The 26,865-nt window shown below is 35.2% G+C and carries 23 protein-coding genes; 12 read left to right on the top strand and 11 right to left on the bottom strand.

What is annotated here, in order from left to right:
• The first annotated feature begins 225 nt into the window (after window positions 1–225).
• The 3 genes from HNS38_RS13860 (at window position 226) to HNS38_RS13870 (ending at window position 3,236) form a co-directional block, all read left to right on the top strand.
• Entirely contained in the window at window positions 226–1,167 is a 942-nt protein-coding gene (locus HNS38_RS13860; protein ID WP_172284906.1) for a nitronate monooxygenase family protein, read from the top strand.
• A gap of 325 nt (window positions 1,168–1,492) precedes the next feature.
• Window positions 1,493–2,623 carry an ATP-binding protein gene (locus tag HNS38_RS13865; RefSeq protein WP_172346622.1) on the top strand — a complete coding sequence of 377 codons (1,131 nt, stop codon included), beginning with the start codon at window positions 1,493–1,495 and terminating at the stop codon, window positions 2,621–2,623.
• 31 nt (window positions 2,624–2,654) lie between these two features.
• Complete coding sequence (locus HNS38_RS13870) at window positions 2,655–3,236, top strand: thioredoxin family protein (protein WP_172346623.1); 582 nt, start codon at window positions 2,655–2,657, stop codon at window positions 3,234–3,236.
• A 9-nt stretch (window positions 3,237–3,245) separates the two neighbouring features.
• On the opposite strand, the gene HNS38_RS13875 is transcribed toward HNS38_RS13870, so the two are convergent.
• Genes HNS38_RS13875 through HNS38_RS13885 form a run of 3 tightly spaced genes read right to left on the bottom strand, consistent with a single transcriptional unit; the run spans window position 3,246 to window position 7,663 of the window.
• Window positions 3,246–4,814, bottom strand: a complete 1,569-nt coding sequence (locus HNS38_RS13875; protein WP_172278363.1) for a sensor histidine kinase — start codon at window positions 4,812–4,814, stop codon at window positions 3,246–3,248.
• Window positions 4,815–4,829: 15 nt separating this feature from the next.
• A complete protein-coding gene (locus HNS38_RS13880; protein ID WP_172346624.1) occupies window positions 4,830–7,097 on the bottom strand; it encodes a TonB-dependent receptor in 2,268 nt (755 codons plus the stop codon).
• A 44-nt stretch (window positions 7,098–7,141) separates the two neighbouring features.
• A complete protein-coding gene (locus tag HNS38_RS13885; protein ID WP_172278359.1) occupies window positions 7,142–7,663 on the bottom strand; it encodes a YfiR family protein in 522 nt (173 codons plus the stop codon).
• Window positions 7,664–7,819: 156 nt separating this feature from the next.
• Here HNS38_RS13885 and HNS38_RS13890 point away from each other — a divergent pair, with 156 nt between their 5' ends.
• Window positions 7,820–8,116 carry a YbaB/EbfC family nucleoid-associated protein gene (locus tag HNS38_RS13890; RefSeq protein ID WP_172278357.1) on the top strand — a complete coding sequence of 99 codons (297 nt, stop codon included), beginning with the start codon at window positions 7,820–7,822 and terminating at the stop codon, window positions 8,114–8,116.
• 79 nt (window positions 8,117–8,195) lie between these two features.
• On the opposite strand, the gene lipB is transcribed toward HNS38_RS13890, so the two are convergent.
• The 3 genes from lipB to HNS38_RS13905 form a co-directional block, all read right to left on the bottom strand.
• Window positions 8,196–8,909 carry a lipoyl(octanoyl) transferase LipB gene (gene lipB, locus HNS38_RS13895; protein WP_172278355.1) on the bottom strand — a complete coding sequence of 238 codons (714 nt, stop codon included), beginning with the start codon at window positions 8,907–8,909 and terminating at the stop codon, window positions 8,196–8,198.
• Between the two features lie 19 nt (window positions 8,910–8,928).
• Window positions 8,929–9,792 carry a lipoyl synthase gene (gene lipA / locus HNS38_RS13900; protein WP_172278353.1) on the bottom strand — a complete coding sequence of 288 codons (864 nt, stop codon included), beginning with the start codon at window positions 9,790–9,792 and terminating at the stop codon, window positions 8,929–8,931.
• 82 nt (window positions 9,793–9,874) lie between these two features.
• Window positions 9,875–10,837, bottom strand: coding sequence for a phosphatidylserine decarboxylase (locus HNS38_RS13905; RefSeq protein WP_172278351.1), 963 nt, complete (start codon window positions 10,835–10,837; stop codon window positions 9,875–9,877).
• A gap of 34 nt (window positions 10,838–10,871) precedes the next feature.
• Between HNS38_RS13905 and HNS38_RS13910 the strand changes: the two genes are divergently transcribed.
• On the top strand, window positions 10,872–11,078 hold the full coding sequence (locus HNS38_RS13910) for an RNA-binding S4 domain-containing protein (protein WP_172278349.1): 207 nt from the start codon (window positions 10,872–10,874) through the stop codon (window positions 11,076–11,078).
• A 76-nt stretch (window positions 11,079–11,154) separates the two neighbouring features.
• On the top strand, window positions 11,155–11,514 hold the full coding sequence (locus tag HNS38_RS13915; RefSeq protein WP_216663728.1) for a hypothetical protein: 360 nt from the start codon (window positions 11,155–11,157) through the stop codon (window positions 11,512–11,514).
• 77 nt (window positions 11,515–11,591) lie between these two features.
• On the opposite strand, the gene HNS38_RS13920 is transcribed toward HNS38_RS13915, so the two are convergent.
• Together HNS38_RS13920 and HNS38_RS13925 are read right to left on the bottom strand one after the other, a co-directional pair.
• Entirely contained in the window at window positions 11,592–13,724 is a 2,133-nt protein-coding gene (locus tag HNS38_RS13920; protein ID WP_172278347.1) for a translation factor GTPase family protein, read from the bottom strand.
• 147 nt (window positions 13,725–13,871) lie between these two features.
• Window positions 13,872–14,858 (bottom strand): adenosine kinase, encoded by a 987-nt coding sequence (locus HNS38_RS13925; RefSeq protein WP_172278345.1) that lies wholly within the window; start codon window positions 14,856–14,858, stop codon window positions 13,872–13,874.
• Between the two features lie 129 nt (window positions 14,859–14,987).
• Here HNS38_RS13925 and HNS38_RS13930 point away from each other — a divergent pair, with 129 nt between their 5' ends.
• The 3 genes from HNS38_RS13930 (at window position 14,988) to HNS38_RS13940 (ending at window position 18,404) form a co-directional block, all read left to right on the top strand.
• On the top strand, window positions 14,988–15,230 hold the full coding sequence (locus tag HNS38_RS13930) for a hypothetical protein (RefSeq protein ID WP_172278343.1): 243 nt from the start codon (window positions 14,988–14,990) through the stop codon (window positions 15,228–15,230).
• Between the two features lie 91 nt (window positions 15,231–15,321).
• Window positions 15,322–16,614 (top strand): MATE family efflux transporter, encoded by a 1,293-nt coding sequence (locus HNS38_RS13935; RefSeq protein WP_172278341.1) that lies wholly within the window; start codon window positions 15,322–15,324, stop codon window positions 16,612–16,614.
• Window positions 16,615–16,946: 332 nt separating this feature from the next.
• Complete coding sequence (locus HNS38_RS13940) at window positions 16,947–18,404, top strand: NAD(P)/FAD-dependent oxidoreductase (protein ID WP_172278339.1); 1,458 nt, start codon at window positions 16,947–16,949, stop codon at window positions 18,402–18,404.
• Window positions 18,405–18,671: 267 nt separating this feature from the next.
• On the opposite strand, the gene HNS38_RS13945 is transcribed toward HNS38_RS13940, so the two are convergent.
• The gene (locus HNS38_RS13945; protein ID WP_172278337.1) at window positions 18,672–20,393 is read right to left on the bottom strand and encodes a C1 family peptidase; all 1,722 of its coding nucleotides are present in this window, start codon (window positions 20,391–20,393) and stop codon (window positions 18,672–18,674) included.
• Window positions 20,394–20,409: 16 nt separating this feature from the next.
• Entirely contained in the window at window positions 20,410–21,354 is a 945-nt protein-coding gene (locus HNS38_RS13950; protein ID WP_172278335.1) for a pentapeptide repeat-containing protein, read from the bottom strand.
• A gap of 206 nt (window positions 21,355–21,560) precedes the next feature.
• Between HNS38_RS13950 and HNS38_RS13955 the strand changes: the two genes are divergently transcribed.
• Window positions 21,561–21,746: a hypothetical protein gene (locus tag HNS38_RS13955; RefSeq protein ID WP_172278333.1), complete on the top strand. Its 186-nt coding sequence runs from the start codon at window positions 21,561–21,563 to the stop codon at window positions 21,744–21,746.
• 128 nt (window positions 21,747–21,874) lie between these two features.
• Window positions 21,875–24,019 carry a M3 family metallopeptidase gene (locus HNS38_RS13960; protein ID WP_172278331.1) on the top strand — a complete coding sequence of 715 codons (2,145 nt, stop codon included), beginning with the start codon at window positions 21,875–21,877 and terminating at the stop codon, window positions 24,017–24,019.
• A gap of 398 nt (window positions 24,020–24,417) precedes the next feature.
• Here HNS38_RS13960 and HNS38_RS13965 read toward each other — a convergent pair whose 3' ends face one another.
• Window positions 24,418–25,113, bottom strand: a complete 696-nt coding sequence (locus HNS38_RS13965; protein ID WP_172346626.1) for a ComF family protein — start codon at window positions 25,111–25,113, stop codon at window positions 24,418–24,420.
• A 41-nt stretch (window positions 25,114–25,154) separates the two neighbouring features.
• Between HNS38_RS13965 and HNS38_RS13970 the strand changes: the two genes are divergently transcribed.
• On the top strand, window positions 25,155–26,864 hold the full coding sequence (locus HNS38_RS13970; RefSeq protein WP_172278327.1) for an ABC transporter ATP-binding protein: 1,710 nt from the start codon (window positions 25,155–25,157) through the stop codon (window positions 26,862–26,864).
• Window position 26,865: the final 1 nt, after the last annotated feature.

Raw genomic sequence — 26,865 nt, forward strand, 5'->3', positions numbered from 1 at the left:
TATCACCATTAACAACTGAATTTCAGATAGTTAAAAACCGAACTCAGGTTATTAGATTATCGACATAGATAGCAAATATTCCATTGGTTGCGCTAAGATAAAAATTAAAAGTCATTTTTTGACTCATAAGTAGAATTTTCATTCCTCAAATATACAATGCTATAATAAGTAGAAATACCCATCATCTAATAATTGTCATTTTCTATCTTTGCAAAAAATACATTCATGACAAATAAAATCACAAAACTTTTCAATATAAAATACCCCATCATTCAAGGTGGAATGGTTTGGTGCAGTGGTTGGGAATTAGCATCTGCCGTTTCTTATGCTGGAGGATTAGGATTAATTGGCGCAGGAAGTATGTATCCTGAAATACTGCGAGAACATATCCGAAAAACCAAGAAAGCTACTGATAAACCATTCGGTGTCAACTTACCACTTCTCTATCCTCAAATTGACGATCATATTAATATTATCATCGAGGAGAAAGTTCCTATTGTTTTCACATCAGCCGGAAATCCAAAGAAATATACTGCTCTATTAAAAGAAAAAGGCATTACGGTAGTTCATGTGATTGCTAATATGAAATTTGCATTAAAATGCGTGGAGTCTGGTGTAGATGCCATTGTAGCTGAAGGATTTGAAGCGGGTGGACATAATGGCCATGAGGAGACTACCACTATGGCATTAATCCCTAATATTAGAGCCAAGGTGAATATCCCATTAATTGCAGCTGGAGGTATTGGGAGTGGACAAGCCATGTTAGCAGCCATGGCCTTGGGAGCTGATGGAGTTCAAGTGGGCAGTCGTTTTGCAGCCAGTACCGAAAGCTCTGCTCACGATGCTTTTAAGCAATTGATATTAGATGCTAAAGATGGCGACACTAAGTTAAGTCTAAAAGAAATTGGCCCAGTGAGACTTCTGAAAAACGAATTCTTTGAGCAAGTTGAAAAAGCTTATGCCAATCATGCCACAAAAGAAGATTTGACAGCACTACTTGGCAAAGGAAGAGCCAAAAGAGGAATGTTTGAAGGCGATTTAGTGGAAGGAGAATTGGAAATTGGTCAGGTATCTTCTAGTATTGATAAAATCATGTCTTCTGCAGAAATTATTAAAGAAATGATAGAAGATTATAATCATGCTCTTAAAAGCTTAAATAGTTTATAAAGCAATACTGTCCAATACCATTTCCATTTAAAAAAAAGATTCTTCGCTTCATTGCATTTGTTGCCATTGCAAAAAATCAAGCCTCTTCTTCCTAATCCACCAGTGAACAATTGTCACTCCGAAGTGTAGCCTGCCTGACTTTCGCAGCAAGGCAGGCGAGCTGTCTTTATAATAATGAGATAGCTATTATTTTTAAAGCTTTCTTTTTCAAACGCTTTTAATTCAAAATATACTACAATTCTAGTAACAAAATGTTAGTAACAAAATGTTACTAACATTTTGTTATATATTTTTTCATATCTTTGGTATTCAAAAGGATGAAATCATGAGCAAAAAATCACCAACACCCTTTCCTACAACTACTTATTATGGTCCAGAATACTTCTGCGATAGAGATGATGAGATTCAGAGTTTGAAAAACAACATAAATAATCATCAATCCACTACGCTTATTGCCATAAGAAGAATGGGTAAAACAGGTTTAATTAACCATTTACAGCATCATATTTCAAAAGATTGGGAAACTATTTATATTGATATTTTATCAACAGAAAACCTAAATGACCTTTTAAATAGCCTTTCGACAGCGATTTTAAAAACCCTACCAGAAAAGACAAAAATAGGACAAAAAATCTGGGATTTCTTTAAATCATTACATGTCACATTATCCTACGATCCACTTTCTGGGGAACCAAATGTGAGTTTTAATCTGAAACAAAACGAAAGTAAAACTCAGATTAGAAACTTATTAAACATGCTCGATCAGCATCACAAACCAGTATTAATCGCCATCGATGAATTCCAACAGATTACTTCCTATCCAGAAAAAGGCACTGATGCTTATCTTCGAACTATTGTTCAGCAATTAAAAAATGTAGTTTTTATTTTTTCAGGGAGTCAGCAACATATTATGCATGACCTTTTTTCAAATCCTTCCAAACCATTTTTCAGAAGTACTGCATTCTTGCATTTAGAGCAAATCGACTTTGCAATCTACCAAAATTTCATTGTTCAGCAATTTGAGAAATATAAGAAAAAGATAGACAAAGAAGTGGTTGCAGAAATACTAAATTGGACCAATGTTCACACCTATTATGTTCAATTATTATGCAATAGGGTTTTTTCTTCTTCAAAAAAAGAAGCCACAACAAAAACTTGGCAAGAAGAGGCATCCAGATTATTAAAAGAACAAGAAATGGTTTTCTTCACCTATAGAGAAATGCTCACAAAAGCCCAATGGAAACTCATAAAAGCCATTGCAAAAGAAGGCAAGGTCTATAGTATTACTTCTTCAGCCTTTATTCAGAAATATGCATTTGGAAGTTCTTCTGGAATCATTCGTTCCCTTCAATCCTTACTTAAAAAAGAATTGATAAACAAACAATACGATGAGGATGGAAAACAATATTATAGTGTTTATGATGTATTGTTCCTGCGTTGGCTTGAAGCTCTTTAATACTTATTTATATATTTGTAAATAAAAACCCATGGCAGAAACTCCAACCCTACAAATCCCATTAGGCTTTCAAGCTCCTGATTTTTCTCTTCCTGACACCATCAGCGGGAACACATTAAATTATGCTCAAATCAGAGGAGAGAATGGCACAGTTGTAATGTTTATTTGCAACCATTGTCCTTATGTGATACATGTGATAGAGGAGCTGGTAAAACTGGCTAAGGAATATATGCCCAAAGGAATCGGATTCGTGGCCATCAGTAGTAACGATATTATTAACTATCCTCAAGATACTCCTGAAAAAATGAAAGAACATGCTGCAAAGTGGGAAATGCCATTTCCCTATTTATACGATAAAAGTCAAGAAGTGGCAAAAGCATATCAAGCGGCTTGCACACCCGATTATAATATTTTTAATGAGGAGGATAAAGCTGTTTATCGCGGACAATTAGATGAAGCTCGTCCTAAAAATAATGAAGTGGTGAATGGAAAAGATTTACGAGAAGCCTTAGATAAAATATTAGCTGGACGAGAGGTAAACAAGAATCAGAAACCAAGTGTGGGATGCGGTATTAAATGGAAGAAAGAAGATGGCCTTAGACCTATCTTCTAATAGAAAAATCTAACATTTGGCAAGAGTAAAGCTAAATGTAGTTCCTTTTCCTAGCTCACTTTCTACTCGTATTTTGCCACCTTGCTTTTCAACAAATTCTTTACATAGAATAAGTCCAAAACCTGTCCCTTTTTGTGTAGATTCGCCAATAAGCTTGGTACTCACATCTATTCGGAAGAGCTTAGCAATGTCTTCTGACGCGATACCAATACCTTGATCTTTTATGGATAATTCCACAAACTTATCGTCTAAGTCTCTCGTACTAATCTCAACTTGCCCACCATTTTCACTAAACTTCACCGCATTACTCAACAGGTTTCTAAGAACGGTATGTAATAAATTAGGATCCGCATTTACATTGATGCCCTCCTCAATTTTATTCACCAGTTCTACTTTTGTACTCTGAGCATTCATTTGTAGGAGACGGATGTTTTGTTTCACTATATCATCGAGCTGCATACACCGCAAGTTCACTTCTAAAGTACCACTTTGAGTTCTCGCCCATTGCAGTAAATTATCTAATAAACTTTCCAAATACACAGCTGACTGGTTGAGGCTTTTAAGAAAATAAATCTTCTTGTCTTCCGGAATACTATCAGGATCATTACTTAAAATATCAGTAACTGAAAGAAAAGAAGTGAACGGGCCTTTTAAATCATGGGCAATAATATTGAAAAACTTATCTTTGGTTTTATTGGTTTCTTTGAGCTTTTTCTGGGATTTCAATAATAGCTGATTGAATTCCTCCAGTTCATATTTCTGTTCATTCAATCCAAAAATCATCTTATTGAAATTCTCACTTAAACTCCCCACTTCATCGTTCTGCGCCACTTTCACTTGGATATCGAGTTGCCCGCTTTGAACCAATGAAGCAGCTTTATCTAATTCCTTCAAAGGTTTAATAACCGAACGATTGATATAGCTTGCCAATAATAAAGTCCCAAAAGCTATAGAAGCAGCGATAAAAACAATCAATAGCTTAAAAGCATTCATCGACTTTTTAGATTGCTCCTTTACATCCTCAGATTTCAAGGATAATGTCAACATAAACTCATTAATTTCATCAATTAAGCTAGTAGTTACCAACATCACAGGGTCTGATTCATCTTCTACCAGTGACTGAGCCTGAAATACCAATAATGCATTATTATAATCGTCGAAGGTGGTCAGAATCGCCATTACTTCTTGCTGAGCAGGAACCAGATTGTCATTAAAATATAATTCCAAATGTTGTAATACCTTCTTTTCATCCTCTTCCCAGTTCTCCGATAAAACCCTCAATTCATCTAGGATTTGAGGAATATCGGTATCCAGTAATTGTTTAAGTCTTATTTTATCGGGAGAATGCGTTTTAGGACTCACGAAAACCCAGTTTTTAATCAGCATTTTGGTTTCGGTCACCTGATAAGAAAACTTTTGTAATAAGGCCGTGGAAGGAGAATATACATCTGCCATACTTTGCAGCAGCTTGTAATTATTATTTAAAGCAAAGAAAAGCATAATGGCACCCAATAGAATAGTCAATGTACTCAGGGCATAGGCCAAGCCTAATCTATTTGTTATGGATTTCTTTTGCAAGCTATAAAGTTAACATTATTTCTTTTTACCCCAGCGAAGGCTTACACCAAGCAAAAACTCAGCTCCCACCCTATCACCAAATATAAACTCATAATCATCGTTGGCCAGCATATTTCGTCCAGAAACAAATACCTGATGTTGACCATAGAAGCGGTAGCCGATTTTAAGATTCACAATGGCTTTAGAGTTTATCTTTTTCATTCCATCATAAGTAAACACATTTTGAGTACTTAAGAAGTATACATCGGTATTGGCAGAAATCTTGGAATCTCCTCTATAATTGATATTAAAGCCTCCAGTAAACTTGGGAGTAGCTTTATGAATTTTCGAATCGTTATTAATGATTACAATTAAGGTGTCATTCAGGTCATAACTGCTAGTCACCATATCCAGATTTGTCATTTGTAGGGTTCCAAACAATTTGGCATGAATATGTTTTAATACTAAAGTCTCCACACTTAAACTGGCCCCCATCTGTTTGGAAACTAAAGGAAGGTTTTGCTTAGTTACTTCCAACAAATAACTATTCTGGTTGATTTGATATAGCTCTCCTTCAGGAAGATTATAATTAGTAGTTTGGTTATAGAAGAAACTTCCATCGGCAGTTACATTTTTCGATAAATGCGACCTAAAACCAAACTCAAACAGGTGCATCTCTAATAATTTAAGATCAAGATTCTTATTATAATTGGTTTCTAAGGTGGTATTCCCATATTGAGATATTTCAGAGAAATTGACATGATAATCCCACATAAAAGGACCACGATTGGCTTTAGAGTAAACACCTCTAACCACACTATGTTCATCAATAGTATAACTTGCCGTAAACTGATAACTGAAATAATCATCTTTGGGATATTTAAACCATTCCCATCGTCCAGCAGCAGTTAATCTCAACTTCTCAATCAAAGTATAGTCAAATCTTATAAACACAGCAGTATTACCCAAATCTTGTCGACCACTAAAAATTCCAGATTCCCCTTCGGGTAAATACCTCTGATCGTCATAAAACACATATTGATAACTAATTCCTGGCAATACTTTTAAGTTTTTCCACTTATATAAATACTCTATACTCGATTGAAAATTACCATATACAAATTCATAACCCGGATAACCCAATGCTAAATTCTGTTGTCCTAAATTATAAGAGGCATTAAAGTTTAAGCCTTTGTAATAATACTTAAGATTACTATAGCCTGATAAACTTTGTCGGCCTGTTAAAGAAAACTCTCTGGTATCGAAAAATATGCTTTGTATATCTGACTGCTGAATTCCTGCACTAAAGGCTATCCCTTGGTCTTTTGCTTTTTGATAATAAAGAAACAAGTTGGCTGCTTTTCGCTCTGAAGATCTTAATGGATTAGGGAATTTACTTGCTGTATTTGGCGCGAAATATTTAATGGAATCGGAAGGAACATAACGTCCTTTTCTAACAGTGTCGAAATAATTTTCAAAGGCAAAATAGTCATCTTGAAAGCGATCGAGTTTTTGATAGTTTGCTGTGATTCGTGCCGTAAATTTACTATTCCCTAGTGCAATGTTAGCTTGTAGATCTTGCGAGCCCTCAGCGCCCATTTGAGCTTGCACATGGCTCTCTAAGCCTTCAACATTATTACGTTTGGTGAAGATGTGAATAACTCCACTCACTGCATTTGGGCCATAAAGTGCAGATGAAGGGCCATAAACCACTTCTATTCTATCAATATTCTCCATGTTCACAGGCAATGTTTCCCAAAAAGTTCCACCTTGAAAATGATTATAAACAGGCCGCTCATCAATCATGACTAGGGTTAGAGAGTTTTCACTATAGAATAAAGTTTGACCACTCGGAATATTATCATTTCCACGAATATGGACATCGTAATTTCCATTGGTTTTTTGTCTCACAATTAAACCCGGAATTAATCGAAGCGCCTCTGGAACATTAAGAGCGCCGGAGGCATCAATATCATCACCAGTGATAACGGAAATACTAAGAGGGGACTCAAAATACTTCTCATCAAACTTTGAGGCTGTCTTTACTTCTGGGTTTAAAACTTTCTCGTATAACTCCTCCAAAGAAGAAAGCTTAAACCTTCTCACCAAGGCCATTAATTCTTCTAAAGGCATTTCCAACAATTCACTTTGGGTGATTTTTCTGATCTCATCGGTACTCATACTTTCCACCTCTTTTTGCGCATGCAAAACAGGTGTAATCACAAGAGAAACAAGAATCAGAATAAGTATCTGAATATGCTTTCTATGGGTCAAGTTTGTATTATATTTTGTTTCAGGTTTCAAAAGTTAAAATTAAGTTCTAATTATATATTATTGTTTACGTGATTTTACTGATTTTCGATTTCTATTTTTCCGAGCTGAATTAACATATCACTCAGCTTTAAACCTTTATCTCTAATTAATTCTGGCCTAATGATAAATTCAAGGCCATCACTAGTTTCAAAAAGGTTAATATCGGTAAATTTTGCGTTTTTATAGTCACTAACCAATAATATTGGTCTGTTTTTTATCCAAGAAGCAACCTCAGGAATATATTTACGTTTAGAATAATCCACATAAATTAAATCAGCTAAAACCAAATCCTCAACTTCGTCAATATAGTCTACTTGAATAAGTCTGTCGCCAGCTAATTTAGTTTCTGCGATCTTTAAAATAGATTCATAGGTGTTTTTATCTCCATATATCACAATATGAAAATTCTCATCAGATTCAATAATTGGCCATTCTATTCGCTTAATAAAATTATATATATAGAGAGATTTATAATTAGACATTTGCCCAAACACAAACTGGGTAAGAACCACAAAGGTAATCACCATCAATATTTTATGTATTGGAAATTGTCTCATATTATTAAGCAAAGGTAGAATTTAATTTTTCTTTAAAAAAACATATTTCATTCTATATTAACACAAAAACAAGGCCAAATTAATCTCTAAAAGTTGCCTAAAGAACTTGTTTTTTTATTAACGAAATCTATTATTTTTGCAGTAAAAATTAGAAAGATGTTCGATAAACTAATGAGTCAGATGGGTCCTATGAAAGAGGCCATGGATCAAAGCAAACAAAAATTAGAAACCATAACTGTTAAAGGTGAAGCAGAAGGTATTCAAGTATATATTAACGGAAACCGTAGAGTTACCGAAATTAAAATAAGCCAAGCACTTATTGATGAAGGTGACAAGGAAGCCATAGAGGAATTATTACAAGTAGCTACTAATAAAGCTCTAGAAAGTGCCAATAATGTGAATGAGATGGAAATGGCAAGTGCAGCACGTGGCATGATGCCAGGCATGTTCTAGAAATCCTAAACCCATAAAAAGAAACCCCAAATGCTATCATTAGTGTTTGGGGTTTCTTGTTTCTTCATGTAATAAAAAGCTATAAATCTGCATATTCAATCTCAAAGACTTTTGCCATATTATCTTTTACTTTGGCTTTCACCTCCTCAAAATCTATTTCTCTTCCCAATTCTTTTTGTAAACTAGTCACACTCTTATCTAAAAAACCACATGGATTTATATAATTGAAATAATCGAGGTTGGTATTGATATTTAAAGCAAAACCGTGCATACTCACGTGCCTACTCACCTTTACTCCAATAGCACAAACTTTTCTCTGTGGCAAAATATCCGTAGCTTTTAACCAAACGCCAATAGCTCCCTCTAATCTACCACCCTTTAATCCATAATCGGCAATCGTTAGAATGATAGCCTCCTCCAAATTATAAATATATTCTTTTACGCTCATTTGCATCTGTTCCAAATTAAAAATAGGATAGCCTACCAATTGCCCTGGTCCGTGGTAAGTGATATCTCCTCCTCTATTGGTTTTTATAAATTGAGCATCGCGAGCTTGTAGTTCTATTTGATTAATTAGCAAATTCTGTGCATCACCACTTTTGCCTAAAGTATATACATGAGGATGTTGACAGAAAATCAAATGCTGAAATTCGGCTAACTTCTCACATTGTGGCAAATTAAAATTTTGTCTTTTTAATCCAATCAACTCATCGAACAAACTCTCTTGCCTGTCCCAAACTTCTTGATATTCAGATAGCCCTTCTAAATCTGAAAAATAGGTTGTGTTTTCCATTTGGTTCTAATTTCGAGGTTTAATGAATATGCTTTTCGGCTAAATAGGAGGAGCGAACCAATGGACCACTCTCCACATGACGGAACCCTTTTTCTAATGCAGACTTACGATACATTTCGAAAATATCTGGATGCACATATTCTACGACATCGAAATGCCAATCGCTAGGACGTAGATATTGACCAATGGTTAAAACCTGACAGTTTACTTTTCTGAGGTCATCCATGGTTTCCAGAACCTCTTCTTGTGTCTCACCAATTCCAACCATAATTCCAGATTTACTCACCAAACCAAAATCGCCAATGTTTTTAATCACTTCTAAACTGGTATCGTATTTGGCTTTATTTCTCATTTTTGGGGTTAAGCGACGAACTGTTTCCATATTGTGAGAAATCACTTCTGGGCGACTTTCCATCACCGTTTTTAAATCTTCATAATCACCTTGAAAATCTGGAATTAGACTTTCAATGGTGGTATTTGGCATCTCCTCTTTGATTTTTGTGATGGTTTCAGCCCAAATAGCAGCTCCACCATCTTCCATATCATCTCTATCAACCGAAGTTAAAACAACGTGTTTCAGATTCAATAGTTTCACCGATTCCGCTACTCTTCTGGGTTCATCATAATCAACAGTTTCTGGTTTTCCTGTTTTCACATTACAGAATCTACAAGCTCTAGTACAAACATCACCGAGTATCATTAATGTAGCGGTTCCACGTCCCCAGCAATCTTCCATATTAGGACAATGACCACTGGTGCAAATGGTATTTAACTTATGCTTTTTAATGATCTCTTTAACTCCGATATAGGTTTTTCCCATTGGGACTTTTATCTTCAACCAGTCTGGTTTTAGACGTTTATTTTGTTTTATAGTAGTTGGCATATTTTCTATTTTAAGGCGGCAAATGTAATTTTAAAAATTCAAATAGATTGTTTTTTACACTTTTTTTGGTTTTCTCTATTTACTACTTTACTCGAGCCACTCCTTCACCCATCAACACAGAGGTTTCAATTTGATTCTGACTATTTAATAATAAGTCTGAATCTATTTCAATTTTACCCTCCTCAAAAAACAATATCACTGTTGAACCTCCAAATTTGAAATATCCTTTTTCTTGTCCTTTTTCAATGAAAGGGTCCGAGTAAGTAGTAACCATACTTCCGACCATGGTAGCTCCAACTTCCGACATAATAACATCTCCAAAATCTTCGGTTTTAATGACTGTATACTCACGTTTATTTTGTGCAATCAATTTTATTTTTTTCTTTAATGCAATGGGCGAAACAGAATAATAATCTCCATCTATCTTAGATTCAAAAGCTACCTCTCCACCTATTGGGAAATGATATCGATGATAATCTGTTGGACAAAGTCTAAATATCATTAAACTACCATTTTCATATTTTTGAGCTATTTCGTCATTCTGAAAATAATCGTAGACATTGAATCTATAACCTTTCACAATGAAGTCTTGTTTAGAAATATCGGAGTAGGCCAACACTTTTCCGTCTGCAGGAGAAACCAAAACTGAGGAGTCTAAATTGATTGGCCGGGCTTCTTTTTTTAATTTTCTATAGAAAAAATCATTAAAGCTTTCAAAATCCTTCTTTACGGCTTCTGACAAATCCATTTTAAAATCCGAAACGAAGTCCTCTATCTTCTCTTTAGAGGAAGGCTTATCCATTTGCTGGCCATACCAAGAAGAAAGGAATTTATTCTTTACCATGGTATTTAAACTCAACTCACCGACCGGATTATAATAAAGCCAATAAAGCCAAGCTTCACCGGGAACTTTCTCTATTCTTTCTTCTCCACTTGTTCTTTCTACATAAGTGATGGGCTCTATCTCTTTAAAAGGAATGAAGGCCAAAACAATAAAACCCACTAATAAAAAGAAAAAGATATTTTTAAGATTCAGATTGCGCATTTGTTCTATATTTGAGGCCACAAATTTAGAAATAATGGAGTTTGAATTAGGACAAAAAGAGTTTATTGAGTTAAATAAACTGTTAAAGCTTTTAGGCTGGGCAGAAAGTGGTGGTAGAGCTAACTTATTCATAAGTGAAGGCGATGTAAATGTTAATGGCGAGGCTGAGTTTAGAAAAAGAAAGAAGCTCGTCAAGGGCGACATCGTTGAATTTATGGACCTGAAAGTGATCGTAAAATAAAACTCTTCCCTTTTTTTGAGTTCTTGACATTTCAGCTCAAAGCCATTATCTTTGAGAAAAAAAGCTAAAGATGTCAATGTCCTCAACATTCAAATGGGCTAATTTCTCTCGGTTAACTGCCCGCATATTGGGTTTGATTTTTGGAATCCTCATTTTTATATTTGCCTTGCTTTCTGGTGCCGAAGCATATGGTAATGATTTTATGGCTATTCTCAAAAACAGTCCAAATGCCTTACCTTGGCCTTTCTTTCTATTGCTCATTTGGTTAGCTTGGAAAAATGAATTTCTTGGGGGAACCATCATCACCATAATAGGCATCGCTATGCTGTTTTTATTTCAAATTATTGGAAATTTCATGATTTCCACTTTTGTCATAATATTAATGGTTCTATTTATTGGGAATTTGTTTTTATTGAGCTGGTGGTTAAGGAAATAAAAAAAGCCTCCGAAAATCGGAGGCTTGTGCAAGTAGTTTAGAAATTTATTTAATTAAATAAGAATCTTCTAAGAAGACTAATCTTCCTCATCCAAAGACTCTTCGTATTCTTTCAATAGTTTATCCTGAACATCAGTAGGAACTTGCTGATATTGGTCATAAGTCATACTAAATGTACCACGACCAGAAGTCAAGGAGCTTAAAGAAGTAGAATATCTGTGCATTTCAGCCAAAGGTACTTTAGCCTTAATGATTTGATAATGACCATCGGCTTCCATACCCATAATCATCGCTCTTCTTCCTTGGATATCTGTCATAACAGCACCCATGTTGTCTTCAGGAACTCTAATACTTAAATCATAAACTGGTTCCATAATTTTTGGTCCAGCATGCTTAAAAGCATCACTAAATGCAAAACGACCCGCTAATTTAAATGAAATCTCATTAGAATCTACAGGGTGCATTTTACCATCATAAATATAAACTGAAATATCGCGAGCATAAGAACCGGTAAGAGGTCCTTGGTCCATTCTCTCCATGATACCTTTAAGGATAGCAGGATTGAAGCGTGCATCAATAGCACCACCAACAATACAATTGTTGAAGACTAATTTACCACCCCAAGGTAGTTCATGCTCTTCTGTTCCTCTAACTGGGAAGTCAGTAGGCTTAGGCATATCTTCAGAATAAGGTTGGATGAACATATGAACTTCACCAAACTGCCCACTACCACCCGATTGCTTTTTGTGACGATAGTCTGCATAAGCAGATTTCGTAATCGTTTCACGATATGGAATCTTAGGAGCATAATATTCAATATCAATATGATAAACATTATCAAAATACCACTTGATGGTATTTAAATGTAGCTCACCTTGTCCTTTAAGGATGATTTGACGTAGTTCTCTACTGTGCTCCACAATAATTGTAGGGTCAGATTTACGCATGTCATTCAAAATAGAACCCATTTTTTCATCATCAGCAGAAGCTTTAGCCTTTACAGCAGTACTAGCAATTGGCTCTGGGAACGGAATAGGCTCAAACTTTAATCCTGATATTTTAGCATCAACCAAAGTATCATTCGTTTTAGTATCTTTTAATTTAATTGCCGATGCAATATCACCAGGATAAACTTCAGCAACCTTATCTCTCTTCTTACCAGCAACTACCATTAATTGTGGCAGTCTTTCTTTATTACCATGACGAGAATTAATCAAATCCATTCCCTCGGTTACTTTACCACCATATACTTTAAAGTAAGAAACCTCACCCATATGGGGCTCTACACTAGTTTTAAAAACGAAGAATGCAGTAGGGTCGGATTGAGAACAAGTAAATACCGTTCCGTCAGTAGCAGTTCTAGGTCTTCCTGATGGAGCAGGACAAGAATGATTAACGAAATCCATTAAACGATTAACTCCTACACCAGTTTTAGCACTAGTACAGAAAATGGGGAAGATAGCTCTGGTTCTCATACCTAAACGAATACCTTCTCTCATTTCTTCAAGAGTCAATTTATCATTTTCGAAATACTTCTCCATTAACTCATCACTACCAGCAGCAGCATTTTCCATTAACTTCAAAGATAATTCGGCAGCTTTATCAGCTTCAGAAGCAGGAATATCAACAATTTCACATGCTCCGCCACCCTTAGGGAATTTCAACATCTTATTTAACACTAAGTCGATGATGCTATCAAAACCTTCACCGGCATTGACTGGATACTGAGCTCTTGATACTTTATCACCAAAAAACTCTTTCAACTGACTTACAGTTGAATCGAAATTAGCTTTTTCGTGATCTAATTGATTAGCAATAAATAAAACAGGTGAATTAGATTTCTCAGCTTGACGCCATGCATTTTCTGTAGTGGCATCAACTCCTACATGAGTATTTGTTACTAATAATGCGGTCTCGACTACTGAAAGTGCAGAAACTACTTCACCAACATAATCATTGAATCCTGGAGTATCAATAATATTGATTTTTTTTCCGTCAAATTCAGTATACATGATTGTAGAGTGAACAGAGTTCTGTTTTTTAATTTCAATATCGCGATAATCAGAAACTGAGTTTTTGTCGTCAACTGAACCTTTTCTGTCTATCACTTTTCCTTCAAAAAGCATGGCTTCGGCAAGAGTAGTCTTCCCGCTTTTCGCCCCGCCAACAAGAGCCACGTTTTTGATCTCATCTGTTTTATATACTTTCATATTGCTATATTTTTAATTAAAAAAGATTATTTTCTGTTTGAAAGGCTTGCAAATTTATTTAAAAACTTTGTAAAAGGAAATAGCACAAGCAATTAAATGATTTTCAATCCATAGTTTAGAATGATTCAACCAAGCCTTTCCTAGGCCTTAACTGGCCTTAATTTTTACTACTTCTTCTAGAATTTCTACCCAAGTATTATCATTAATGGAAGCTCCCATTTCTTCAATTACTTTTCCGGCTAGTAAAGAACCTATTTTTCCTGCTTGGCCTAAAGATAATCCATTGAGATATCCATATAAAAACCCGGAAGCATAATAGTCACCTGCTCCAGTTGTATCAATTGGCTTGGCTTCTATAACTTCAATTCGGGTTGTGTTACCTTCTTTCAAAATCAAAGAACCATCTTTTCCCACTTTTACTATACTGATATCAACTTGTTCAGCTATAGCTTCTAAAGCTTTCTTAGGGTCTTCAAAGCCTGTAAACGATTTAGCTTCTTCTTCATTAGCAAATAAAATATCAACATAGTTGTCTGCCATTCTCTTTAAGAAATCTAACTTTGCATCCACCACATTGAAACTTGCTAGGTCTAAGCTCACTTTCAAACCTGCTTCTTTTGCAGTTTTAACGGCTTTCTCAATCAACTCTTCATTAAATACTAAATATCCCTCAATGTGAAGAACATCGTAGCCTTTAAACAATTCAGGTTGAATATCGTCAGCAGAAAGCTCAACAGCTGCACCTAAATAGGTAGCAAAAGTTCTTTCCGAATCTGGGCTAACCATGGCTACTGCTCTACCAGTCTCTGTTTCAGAATAAAATAGAGAAGGGCTTATATTACTTTTTACTAGATCGTCTTTAAATATTCTACCAAAATCATCATTCCCAATTTTACCAACAAAGGCTGTTTCCATGCCTAAACGGGCAATTCCATGTATGGTATTGGCTGCGGAACCACCACTAGCTAAAGAACTTTTTAAATGAGAGGTGAGTTTTAAAATTTCATTGCTTTTTTCTGCATCCACCAATTGCATACTTCCTTTTGGAAATTCTATTTGAGATAATATATTATCATTTTCCAAAGGGGTCATGATATCAACTAGGGCATTTCCCAAGCCTATAACTTTTGCCATTTTATATTCTGTTTTATTTTTAGAGATGCCAAATGTAGTAAATTACGAGCATATTATTTCCACATTATTTTTAATGAATGTTAAACGAAAAATAGTAACTTTAGCCGTTCACTTAAAAAACAAATAATTATGACAGAATGGAAATGCACAAACTGTGGAAACAGAGAAGTTTCGGACATTAAACCTACGGTATGCCATATTGAGTGCTGCGGCGAAATTAACACCTTCGAAAAATATGCAGACCAAGTTTTACCGAAAGCTTATACCTGGAAATGCACCAATTGTGGAAATAGAATTTCTACTTTAGCACCACCTATTGTTTGCCCAATCACCTGTTGTCAAGCTACCAATTCCTATTCTCCTATGGCATAGCATAGCATGACTTAATTTAGTAAAAAGAGTCTTTGAAAGTCAGATTTAATTCTGGCTTTTTTCATTTCAAGAGCTTCCCTACTTTTGCAAAATGAAAAATCCGATCTTAAAGCTAGCCCTCCCCAATATACTCAGCAACATCTCTGTTCCGCTAGTGGGGATGGTAGATTTAGCTTTAATGGGGCACATGGATTCTGAAATCCATTTAAATGCCATTGCTATTGGTGGTAGTATTTTTAGCTTTATCTATATGAGTTTTGGTTTTTTAAGGATGAGTACAACCGGTTTTGTAGCACAAGCCCATGGCCAAAACAATAGCAATCAGATTGTTCAGGTTTTCAGCCGTTCGATGATGGTCGCTTTTTCTGTGGCTTTAGTATTAATGAGTTTACAAATCCCAATAGGTAAACTTGGAGTAAATTTGCTAGGAGCTAGTGAAGCCATTAATTCAGAAGCTTTAAAATACTTTCACATTAGAATATTTGCCGCTCCAGCCACATTAGGCCTTTATGCTATCATGGGATGGTTTATTGGTAGGCAAGACACCAGAACTCCTCTTTACTTAGCATTACTTATTAACATTGGGAACATCCTTTTTAATATCATTTTCGTTTTTGGATTGGATATGAAATCGGAAGGCGTGGCTTGGGGAACTTTAATAGCTCAATATATAGGTTTTACTACTGGATTATTTGTACTGATAAAAAGAAGCAAACCCATGTGGAAAAATTGGACTTTGATCGAAATGCTAGAATCCTCTGAATTGAAAAAGTTCTTTGGTGTAAACAGAGATATCTTTATCCGCACTATTCTTTTACTTGTCAGCCTCACCTTCTTTACCGCTAGTTCAGCTCGAATGGGACAAGAAATACTAGCCATCAATACGCTCCTCTTTCAATTCTTTTTATTCTTCACTTATTTTATTGATGGATTTGCAAATGCCGCGGAAGCTTTAGTTGGAAAGCATATTGGTGAAGACAAACATGCTAGCCTCAAACCTTTGGTCTACAAAATTTTTACTTGGGGATTTTTCATCAGCCTTCCATTTTCTTTATTATACTTTCTTTTTGGAAGTCAAATCATGGGAATACTAACCGACCTTCCGCATTTAATACAAAGTGCCCAACCTTATTTTATCTGGATCGGAATCATGCCCATCATCAGTTTTGCTGCATTTATATGGGATGGGGTTTATATAGGTGCTACAGAAGCTGTACCTATGCGAAATTCAATGATTGTAAGTTCTCTTTTTGTGTTCTTTCCTCTATTTTTTGTGCTATACCCTTTATTTGGAAATCATGGATTGTGGTTTGCATTTATCGCCTTCTTAATGAGTCGAGGTTTATTTTTACATTGGATTTCGAAAAAGTATATTTTTAAATAGAATCTCATCCAGTTTTATCAATTCACGCTTCGGTTTGAAGTAATGAAACTAAAAAACCATATCAAATACAAACCCAAAAGTCTATAAACGCCTTCCTAATTTAGGTATATAAATACCAAAATAATTCACAAAACTAGTCTTATTCGAATTTTTATGCAAAGCTCTATCTACTGATATATCTGTGTTACATGGGTTTTTAACTAAATTCTAGAAAATAAATTAGTGCGACCAATGCGCTACAATGATATTTTTCATAACTTTGTAAGCAGCTCATTTTTAAATAACAACACATTTAATTCGGAAATAGTCAAAACTAATCAAAATCTAACAATATGGCAAGAGTTATAGTTCTTGGCGCAGGTATTTCTGGTCATACGGCCGCCTTATATTTACGCAAAAAGCTGAATAAAACACACGAAGTAATAGTAGTGAGTCCCAATAGTAATTACCAATGGGTTCCATCCAATATCTGGGTTGGCGTTGGCTTGATGAAACCAGAGGATGTTATTTTCAAACTAAAACCAGTTTATGACAAACAAGGCATCCAATATAAACAAGCCCTAGGAATGTCTATTCACCCAGAAGGTGATGACAAAAACGAAACGGGCTTTGTAAGGATCAAATATGTAGACCCCGAGAAGCAAGGTCAAGAAGAAGATGTGGCTTATGATTATCTGGTAAATGGAACTGGTCCAACTTTGAACTTTGCAGCAACTGAAGGCCTAGGCCCCGATAAATATTCAAATTCTGTTTGTACTTACGACCATGCAGCCCATGCATGGAAAAACCTAAAAGTATCATTGGAAAAAATGGAGAATGGGGAACACCAAACTTTCTTAATTGGCACTGGACATGGAATGGCGACTTGCCAAGGGGCTGCTTTTGAATATGCTTTAAATATTGCTTTCGAAATCAATAAACGAAAACTCCAGAAAATGGCAGATATCGTTTGGATCACCAATGAGTACGAATTAGGTGATTTCGGAATGGGAGGAGCCTATGTAAAAAGAGGAGGCTATATAACTCCAACTAAAGTTTTTACCGAATCGATTTTAGCGGAGTATGGTATCAGTTGGATTAAGAGAGCAGGAGTTTACAAGGTGGAAGAAGGTATTGCGTATTACGAGAATCTTGATGGTGAAATGAAAGAACAAAAATTTGATTTCTCCATGCTCATTCCTGGTTTTAAAGGAGCCAACATGAAAGCCTTCGATAAAAAAGGCGAAGATATTACTGCTAAAGTATTTGTACCAAATGGTATGATGAAAGTAGATGCAGACTATAGTGGCAAACCATACGACGAATGGAAAGCTAGTGATTGGCCAGAAATTTATCAGAGCCCTGCCTATGATAATATGTATGCCAGTGGAATTGCTTTTGCACCTCCTCATGGAATGTCAAAACCCATGAAAAGTAAAAACGGAACTCCCATTTTCCCAACACCTCCAAGAACAGGAATGCCTTCTGGAGTAATAGGTAAAATTGTAGCAGAAAATATCGCCTACAGAATAAAAACTGGTCGAGAAGGCCATCCTCACAAAGCTTCTATGGCAAAACAAGGAGCTGCATGCATTGTATCTGCCGGCTATGGCCCATTATCTGGTCAAGCTGCTACCATGACTGTTTCTCCTATTGTTCCTGATTGGGAAAAATATCCAAAATATGGTAGAGATATTAGCAAAACAGTTGGTGTTGTAGGACTTGCTGGCCATTGGATGAAATTATTTATGCATTATATGTTTCTTTATAAGGCTAAAGCTAAACTAGGCTGGTCATTAATTCCCGAATAAAAAAAACTAAAATATATTATTATGGCTAATTTACACGAAAGGTTAAAAAACACACCTTATAGCAATCAGTCCTTCGCAACCCGTCCCTCAAAATGGACTATGTTTTGGAGAAGGTGTTTAATTGTACAGATTTATCAATTCTTTGCTTTGAATTTAAAGATCATGAGAATTGTGGTTGGTGGACACTCTTAAGCAGAAATAAAACAAATAAAAAAAGCCAGATAAATCTGGCTTTTTTTATTTCTCAATTTATAATAGTCATTAATGCTATTTCTTTACTTTATATTTTTTCGCAGCTGGGTTTTCCGATTTAAATCTATTCAATCTTTCTTGCCATTCACCACTTTCTTTTTGTGACTTTATTACCTTTTGAATGAGGTGAGGTCTATAGGTATTCAGGTTTCGTTGCGTACGAGCAGTAGGAATGGGCGAGCTATCTCCCTTTTTAGGCTTGCTTGTCATTTGCATGCTTTTCAAATTTTTCACATTACCTGTAATGATACCATTTTCAATTCTAAGAGGTTCACCATCGGCACCAGTAAAATAGAAATAATTATTGGTCTCATCTGACTCACTTATACCATCAAAACCATCAGCAATCATCACTAAGTAATAGTCTCCGGTATACTCTGGTATGGTATATTGAAAATAGAAAGACGCATCCTCTTCTCCATAAAGTGTTTCAGCCACACCAGCTCCTGCTGGCACATCAATATAATTCCACCAGTTAGCAGCCATACCATAAACATCTCCCATTTCTTCTGTTAAAAGCCCATCTTCTCCATAATTTCCATAATCATCAGAATAATAATCATAGATTAATATATCGAATTCACTAGCATCATAAGCATTGTATATCACATAGGATATATTCCAATCTTCACTTGCAAGAATGGCTTCCTGGCCAATATTATAAACTTCATAGGTAATAACTCTATCTAAAGGACTACTACTCTCTGGGTTCGTTTCATCAATAAGATTCCAAGCAATAAGGTCTTTTCCACTTGAATTATCTTCTTCAGGATTATAACCTATTCCAGGTTCTATTGCCGCTACAAAAGCAGCAAAACAGAACTCGTCAACAAAGAAGTCATAATCAACCCATATACGACCACTATTTCCCCAAGTAGTATTCCAAGAGTTTACAACTTCAAATGCTCCTCCGCCAATACCTTTATTGTCATTATAGCCAGAAAGAGTCATGGCATGATAAGCATGCTGACCATTATAGGCATAAGAATCTGAAGAAATCACATCATCGGAATTCCAGGACATAAAATTATCTCCCAATTTAGCACCGAAAGCAATAGGACGTCCTTGGGCCAAATATTTTTTCAAGAGGTTAATTTTTATTTCTGAATCCACTTGACTATTTTGAGTTAACTCGGGAATCTCTCTATAATTATCAATTTTAAAATTATTAGCCTCATTATCCCAAGAAGATTGGGTAGCTGAAGAACAGTCGCCTAAACTCTCATAGGGAACAGTTGAATGTGTAGCTATTCCAGAAGATAACATGACATCAAAGGCATATTCAAAATTTGTTCCATCACAACTGGAACCTTTTAAATTATTAGGAATAGCCCAAAATAAATATTTAGGACTAAATTGCTTGGAAGGATCTTGTAAATCAGTACTTGAATAACCTTTGTCTTGTGCTTCTAAAGCTGTGCGCAAATTATAACCGACAGCCCATGATACACAGGTTCCATATTGACCCTGATCACCAATAGGAGGAAAATTAGACAGCATACTAACTGAACTAGGTAAATCATTGGGATCAACAGGTTCGGGATCAATAACCACATCGTCTTCAATCTCTTCGTGATTTTCATCTGTTGCTCCATCAAACAGCCAACCTAATACTATTGCCAATTCTTCGTCTTCAAGTAACAAGTTTCCATCCTTATCACATGAAGAAAGGCTTACTGACATAACAAAGGCAAATACTATAGTGCCTATTATTGAAAGGTATTTAATATTTTTCATATCGCGATATTTTAAATTAATTCTGTATTATTTGTAAGGTAGATATTTGAGCTTTTGAAAAATCAATTGATAGACCTTTATCACTATTTATATTATCAAGTTCAGGCATTCCAGATAAAAACCTGGAATTGTCAACTGAGATTTCTGCTTCAATTATAGCATTATTAAACTTCACAGGAAAAGTATAAACATTTCCTTTCATTTCGATTGGTGCATTAAAAACAGTCTGTTGAAATTCAACTCTTCCCATATAATTTCCATTATTCATAATGGCTTTTTTATGCAAAATCACGTAATTCATAATAAAATTATCGGTGGCTTTGATTAAAGATAAATCTAGATGGTCATAAAACACACATGCCCCAAACTGAACATCTCCATTAAAAGTAGCATGCTGAAAACTAGCCAATCCAAAGAATTCTGATTTCAAAAAATTAACATTACCATTAAAACAAGTTCTTTGGGCTTTAAATTTGCCATTAAAAATACATTCAGCAAAATAATTGTCAATACTTCTAAAATCAGCACCTTCAATATCTATAATACCTTCAAAAGTACTCTTTGAAAAATTGGCAAGCCCATTCACGACAATTTCTTTCAAAATAACATCAGCATTAAATTCACAATTAATGAAAGTAATGTTTTTTATAAAGCTGATTCTATGATCAGTTTTTCCTTCACTCTTATATGCCAGAATATTATCTGAAAAAGAACAATTGATGAAAGTTATTGAGGATGATATCGTTCCTCTTTTAATATGAGGTCCTTCCACATAATAATCTGTGAGCTTTGTAAAGTCAAGTTCACCTTCTATTATAGCACCTGATATATAAATATCTTTTCCTTTGGTAATACTCCTTTCTAAAGAGGAGACTTTTACTGTATTGTCATTTTCCTGAGCAATCATACAAGAACTGATGTTAAACAAAAGGGCAAAAATGAGAATGGCATATTTATTCATCTGACTATAATTTATTTCAAATATATAGTTTTTATTTTTCTTTCAGAGCTAAAAAAGGGTAAACGCTATCTGCCAACCTTTTTTTGCCTTGTATAACTTGATAATGGATATTTCATTTTGTATTTTTAATCTTTCTTAACAAAGCCATTTATACTAAATATTAGCTCGACCAGTTATTTAATAAAGCATCAAAAAAAACTGAGTCTATGTTGCATTATTGTAAAATGATACTTGAAAAAATGACTATTGATACGAGTCTATTCAAGAAAGAACTTAAGAAAGCTTATAAAATGCTCACTCCAGAAGAGTCTATAGAATTATATAACTGGGGAAAGAAAAGATTCCCAAACCTAGTAACCATTCATCCTAATCAGCTTATACTAGTTAGCTAAGGTTTGCTTGCATTGCTATAGCAAATTAGAACTGTTCCATTTTGATGGGTAAATGTGTCATTTTATCATTTTGCTCATTCTAAACCTCTATTTTTGTCTTTCTAACAAACGTTAATAATTAATCCATAATGAGAAAGATATCTTTATTATTGTTGATGGCAGTTATTATGCTATCGGCTTGCGAAAACAAAGCCCCAGAAAAAGACATGACTGAAAATCCATTTTTTGCAGAGTGGGATACTCCATTTGGCGTTCCTCCATTTGATAAAATAAAAGAAGCTGATTATATGCCAGCTTTTGAAAGAGCCATTGAAATTCAAAACGACGAGATTGCTGCTATAGTAAACAATACTGAAGCTCCTACTTTTGAGAATACCATTATTGCTTTAGACAAAAGTGGTGAAGACTTAAGAAGAGTGAGTGGTGTATTCTTCAACTTAACTGAAGCTAACACTAACCCCGACTTAACAGCTATTACTGGTAAAATCGCACCAAAATTGGCTAACCACAAAGACAACATCATGCTCAATGCTGGTTTATTTAAAAAGGTGAAAGCCGTTGCTGATCAACAAAAAGATATGAATATCGAAGTCGAAAAAGGAAACGATCAAGCATTAAACCAAGAACAAAAAGCATTGCTTGACATATTATACAAAGGATTTATTAGAGGAGGTTCCGATTTAAACGATGCTGACCAAGCAAAGTTAAGAGTCATCAATGAAAAATTAGCTTCTTTATATCCTAAGTTCGGTCATTTATTACTAGAAGAAGGTAATAACTTTTTCATGTTGATAGAAGACGAGAAAGAATTAGCAGGCTTACCAGCCTCAGTAAAAGAAGCAGCAGCTGTTGTCGCTAAAGAAAAAGGTAAAACAGGATGGGCTTTCACATTAGATAAGCCAAGCTGGATTCCTTTTATGCAATATGCCGATAACAGAGCAAAAAGAGAAGAACTCTATACTGCCTGGATGAATCGAGGCAAAAAAGAACCTTATAGTACTAATACAATTATTGCTGAGATTCTAGTTTTAAGAGAACAAAAAGCTCAACTATTAGGTTTCAACAATTTTGCAGAATATGCCATTGCTAAAAACATGGCTCAAACTCCAGAAAATGTGTATAAACTATTAATGGATCTTTGGAAACCATCATTAGCAAAAGCTACACAAGAAGCTTTTGAATTACAAGCCATCATGAATAAAAGTGGCGTAAAAGGTGAATTAAAAAGCTGGGATTGGTGGTATTATACTGAAAAATTAAGAAAAGAAAAATTCGACCTTGATGAAAATGAATTGCGTCCTTACTTCTCTTTAGAGCAAACTAAAAAAGGTGCTTTTGAATTGGCAGGTAGACTATATGGCCTTAAATTCAAGAAAAGAACTGACCTTCCCGTTTATCATAAAGATGTTGAGACTTATGAGATTTTAGAAGCTGATGGAAAAACTCATGTGGGTATCTTCTATGTTGATTTCTTCCCTCGTAGCTCAAAAAGAGGTGGCGCATGGATGGAAGCTTATCGTAAGCAATCAGGTGCTGGAGAAGATTTTGTTGCTCCAATTATTGTAAACGTATGTAATTTCACTAAACCAACAGCCGATGCTCCATCTTTATTAAGTATTGATGAAGTGGAAACATTATTCCATGAATTTGGACATGCTTTACACGGTTTCTTATCTAATGTGGAATACCAAAGCATTAGTGGTACTTCAGTGAAAAGAGATTTTGTTGAACTTCCTTCTCAAATTATGGAGAACTGGGCTTTACAACCAGAAATGTTAGAGCTATATGCTTTTCATTATAAAACAGGTGAATTGATTCCTCAGAATTTAATAGAGAAATTACAAAAGAGTAGCCAGTTCAACCAAGGCTTTGTGACTACAGAGTATTTAGCTGCTAGCTTATTAGATATGGCTTATCATACTGCACCAAAAGCAGCAGATGTTGACATGAATATTTTCGAGCAAAACACTATGGATGAACTGGGTTTAATTGATGCTATCATTCCAAGATATAGAACGAACTATTTCTCTCATGCATTTAGTAGTGAAGGATATGCAGCTGGTTATTATGTTTATATCTGGGCAGCCGTATTAGACAGTGATGCCTTTGAAGCATTTGCTGAACAAGGTTTATTCAACCGTGAATTAGGTCAAAGCCTAAGAGACAATATCATCTCAAGAGGTGGTTCAGATGACCCAATGACGTTATTTGTAAACTTCCGTGGCCAAGAGCCAAGTATTGATCCTCTTTTGAAAAAGCGTGGTTTGAAGTAAAACAATTTTCAAAAAAAGATAAAAGATGTCATCGCTTAGAGCGATGACATCTTTTTTTTATGCAATAGAGCAAGACCATTTAATAGGTTAATACTTCATTCAAATACGAGGCGGCAGATTTCTCAAACCCACAGTTTACTATTGTAAATGAGGACTTTAAAAAATAGGCAACGAAGTAGTTAGATGAAAGATTGGCTTTAATAGTCCAATTTCAATAATTATGCAATTCCCTTAAAACTACTATCTAGTGTCAGCAAGAAAACTACTGATTTTTGGAGTGCTTTGTCAGAAGGCGTCAAGTTCGAGGTTTTCGCAGTTTTGAAAATCAGGCGTTTACATTTGTAAATAACTATTTTCAAAACAAGAGTAACGAAGAAATTGGCGTTTTCTGGCAAGCACTATCTATGAGCAGCTGCCATACTCACCATACTAATTTTTACTCCTTCTACTTCCAATAACACCTGTGCACAAGCTTCTAAAGTAGACCCTGTGGTAATCACATCGTCAACCAATAGAATATGCTGATTTTTCAACTTATCGACCTCCTCTACTTTAAATTTATTCTTCACATTTTCCCAACGCTCGAGTTTGGTTTTTTTAGTTTGAGTTTCTGTTTCAGAACTTCTAATAAAGCTAGTATAATCATAAGGAATATCCATGCTTTCCGACAAACCTTTTGCTATCATTTCTGCCTGATTATAACCTCTAATTTTTTGCTTTGAATGATGAAGAGGCACTGGAATTATCAAATTAACATGCCTAAAACATTCGCTTTTCTTTAGAAAAACGCCATATCTTTTACCCAAATAAACCCCAATTTCAGGTTGCTTTTTATACTTCAATTGATGAATCAGATTCTGAACCTTGTTTCCTTTATTATAAAAATAGAAAGAAGATACCATCTCGATTGGAATCTTTCCCCAAAACAAACTCAATAAGGGGTTTTTAGGGTCTTTATGATAGAAGGTTTTAGGTAAGTGAATCAAACAGTGAGAACAAATGACTTCCTCATGACGAAACAAGGTATTACCACAAGCCATGCAGGTTCTGGGGTAAATCAAATTCAAAAAATCTTCTAACAAGGATTGAATCATAATGATTATATTTGATGCGTTAATCTTTAATCTTCATTCTATTGACATCCACCATAGAGATATCAAATTTAAGTATAGCTTTTCCTGAAGCCACAAGCAAAAAAGTGGTGGTTAATGATTTGTGTTTAACCATTCCCCGTGGTAAAACGGTAGGATTGGTGGGAGAATCGGGATCTGGAAAATCCATCACCTCTATGGCTATCATGCAACTACTCCATCAAAAAGCAGAAATCACTGAGGGCCAAATCATACTGCAGCTCAAAGATAATGAAAAAGAGGAGCTATTACAAATGAAGCCAGAAAAGTTCCGAAAATTGAGAGGAAATAGAATCTCGATGATTTTCCAAGAACCCATGAGCGCATTAAACCCAGTTCAAAAATGCGGTAAGCAATTAAGTGAAGTTATCGCTATACATCATGAAGTATCTGCAAAAGAGCTCAAATTAAAGGTTCTTCAAATAATGGAAGCCGTTCGTCTTCCTGATATTGAAAGATTGTATAAAAGCTATCCTCATGAACTCAGCGGTGGACAAAAACAAAGATTAATGATTGCCATGGCTATGGCCAATGAACCAGAACTCTTAATAGCCGACGAGCCTACCACTGCCTTAGATGTTTCTGTACAAAAAACCATTTTAGATCTCATTAAAAACCTCAAAGAGAAGTATAATACTAGTGTATTATTCATTACACACGATCTTGGAGTAGTAGCAGATATCGCAGATGAAATTGCAGTCATGTTTAGAGGAAAACTAGTAGAAAGTGGAAAAGTGGAGCAAGTATTGAATAACCCTCAACATGATTATACAAAAGCCTTAATGGCTTGCAGACCTCCTCTTGACAAAAGACCAAGAAGATTAGCATCTGTTAGTGATTTCTTGCAAGGCCACCAATCTAAAGAAATAGTTTATATAGCTCCAAAAAAAAGGAAGGCTATTCATGAAAACATGTATTCCAAACCTCCTCTGTTAAAGATAGAAGACTTGGTGGTTTCTTATGTGATGAAAAAAAATATTTTGGGGAGGGTAAAACAAAGACATCAAGCTGTAAAATCAGTCAACTTTGAATTATACAAAGGCGAGACTTTGGGTTTGGTGGGTGAATCGGGTTGCGGAAAAACTTCTTTGAGTAGAGCATTATTGGGATTGCTAAAAAGTGAATCGGGTAAAATCTGGTGGGACAAGCAAGATATCCTCCAGTTTTCAAATCGAGAATGGAGGCAATTTCGTCAGAAAATGCAGATCATCTTTCAAGACCCTTATGGCTCATTAAATCCCGCCATCAGCATAGGTCAAACAGTGATGGAGCCCATGTTGGTCCACTTAAACTACTCCAAAACTAAAGCCAAAGAAGAGGCTCTTTTATTACTCGAGAAAACAGGAATCACTCAAGACCAATTTAACAAAAAGCCTTCAGACTTCTCAGGCGGGCAGAGACAAAGAATCTCCATTGCTCGAGCGCTTGCCATGAAACCAGAAATTATCATTTGTGACGAATCGGTTTCCGCTTTAGATGTATCAGTGCAAGCTCAAATCCTCAACCTCCTCAACGATTTAAAAGATGAATTCCAGCTCTCTTACTTGTTCATCTCCCACGATTTATCAGTGGTGAAATATATGAGCGACAGAATCATGGTAATGCAAGAAGGGGAGTTTGTAGAAATAGAAGAAGCCGATGAGTTATATAAAAACCCAAAAAACGAATATACCAAGATGTTGATTTCTTCAATTCCTGGCACTCTTGGTACTTAAA

The organism is Lentimicrobium sp. L6 (genome assembly GCF_013166655.1).
Classification (GTDB): Bacteria; Bacteroidota; Bacteroidia; order Bacteroidales; family UBA12170; genus UBA12170.

Bases quoted from the DNA above. Each gene is read 5' to 3' on its own strand.
- HNS38_RS13860 (WP_172284906.1), top strand. From the start codon at position 226: ATGACAAATAAAATCACAAAACTTTTCAATATAAAATACCCCATCATT.
- HNS38_RS13865 (WP_172346622.1), top strand. From the start codon at position 1,493: ATGAGCAAAAAATCACCAACACCCTTTCCTACAACTACTTATTATGGT.
- HNS38_RS13870 (WP_172346623.1), top strand. From the start codon at position 2,655: ATGGCAGAAACTCCAACCCTACAAATCCCATTAGGCTTTCAAGCTCCT.
- HNS38_RS13885 (WP_172278359.1), bottom strand. From the start codon at position 7,663: ATGAGACAATTTCCAATACATAAAATATTGATGGTGATTACCTTTGTG.
- HNS38_RS13890 (WP_172278357.1), top strand. From the start codon at position 7,820: ATGTTCGATAAACTAATGAGTCAGATGGGTCCTATGAAAGAGGCCATG.
- lipB (WP_172278355.1), bottom strand. From the start codon at position 8,909: ATGGAAAACACAACCTATTTTTCAGATTTAGAAGGGCTATCTGAATAT.
- lipA (WP_172278353.1), bottom strand. From the start codon at position 9,792: ATGCCAACTACTATAAAACAAAATAAACGTCTAAAACCAGACTGGTTG.
- HNS38_RS13905 (WP_172278351.1), bottom strand. From the start codon at position 10,837: ATGCGCAATCTGAATCTTAAAAATATCTTTTTCTTTTTATTAGTGGGT.
- HNS38_RS13910 (WP_172278349.1), top strand. From the start codon at position 10,872: ATGGAGTTTGAATTAGGACAAAAAGAGTTTATTGAGTTAAATAAACTG.
- HNS38_RS13915 (WP_216663728.1), top strand. From the start codon at position 11,155: ATGTCCTCAACATTCAAATGGGCTAATTTCTCTCGGTTAACTGCCCGC.
- HNS38_RS13920 (WP_172278347.1), bottom strand. From the start codon at position 13,724: ATGAAAGTATATAAAACAGATGAGATCAAAAACGTGGCTCTTGTTGGC.
- HNS38_RS13925 (WP_172278345.1), bottom strand. From the start codon at position 14,858: ATGGCAAAAGTTATAGGCTTGGGAAATGCCCTAGTTGATATCATGACC.
- HNS38_RS13930 (WP_172278343.1), top strand. From the start codon at position 14,988: ATGACAGAATGGAAATGCACAAACTGTGGAAACAGAGAAGTTTCGGAC.
- HNS38_RS13935 (WP_172278341.1), top strand. From the start codon at position 15,322: ATGAAAAATCCGATCTTAAAGCTAGCCCTCCCCAATATACTCAGCAAC.
- HNS38_RS13940 (WP_172278339.1), top strand. From the start codon at position 16,947: ATGGCAAGAGTTATAGTTCTTGGCGCAGGTATTTCTGGTCATACGGCC.
- HNS38_RS13945 (WP_172278337.1), bottom strand. From the start codon at position 20,393: ATGAAAAATATTAAATACCTTTCAATAATAGGCACTATAGTATTTGCC.
- HNS38_RS13950 (WP_172278335.1), bottom strand. From the start codon at position 21,354: ATGAATAAATATGCCATTCTCATTTTTGCCCTTTTGTTTAACATCAGT.
- HNS38_RS13955 (WP_172278333.1), top strand. From the start codon at position 21,561: ATGTTGCATTATTGTAAAATGATACTTGAAAAAATGACTATTGATACG.
- HNS38_RS13960 (WP_172278331.1), top strand. From the start codon at position 21,875: ATGAGAAAGATATCTTTATTATTGTTGATGGCAGTTATTATGCTATCG.
- HNS38_RS13965 (WP_172346626.1), bottom strand. From the start codon at position 25,113: ATGATTCAATCCTTGTTAGAAGATTTTTTGAATTTGATTTACCCCAGA.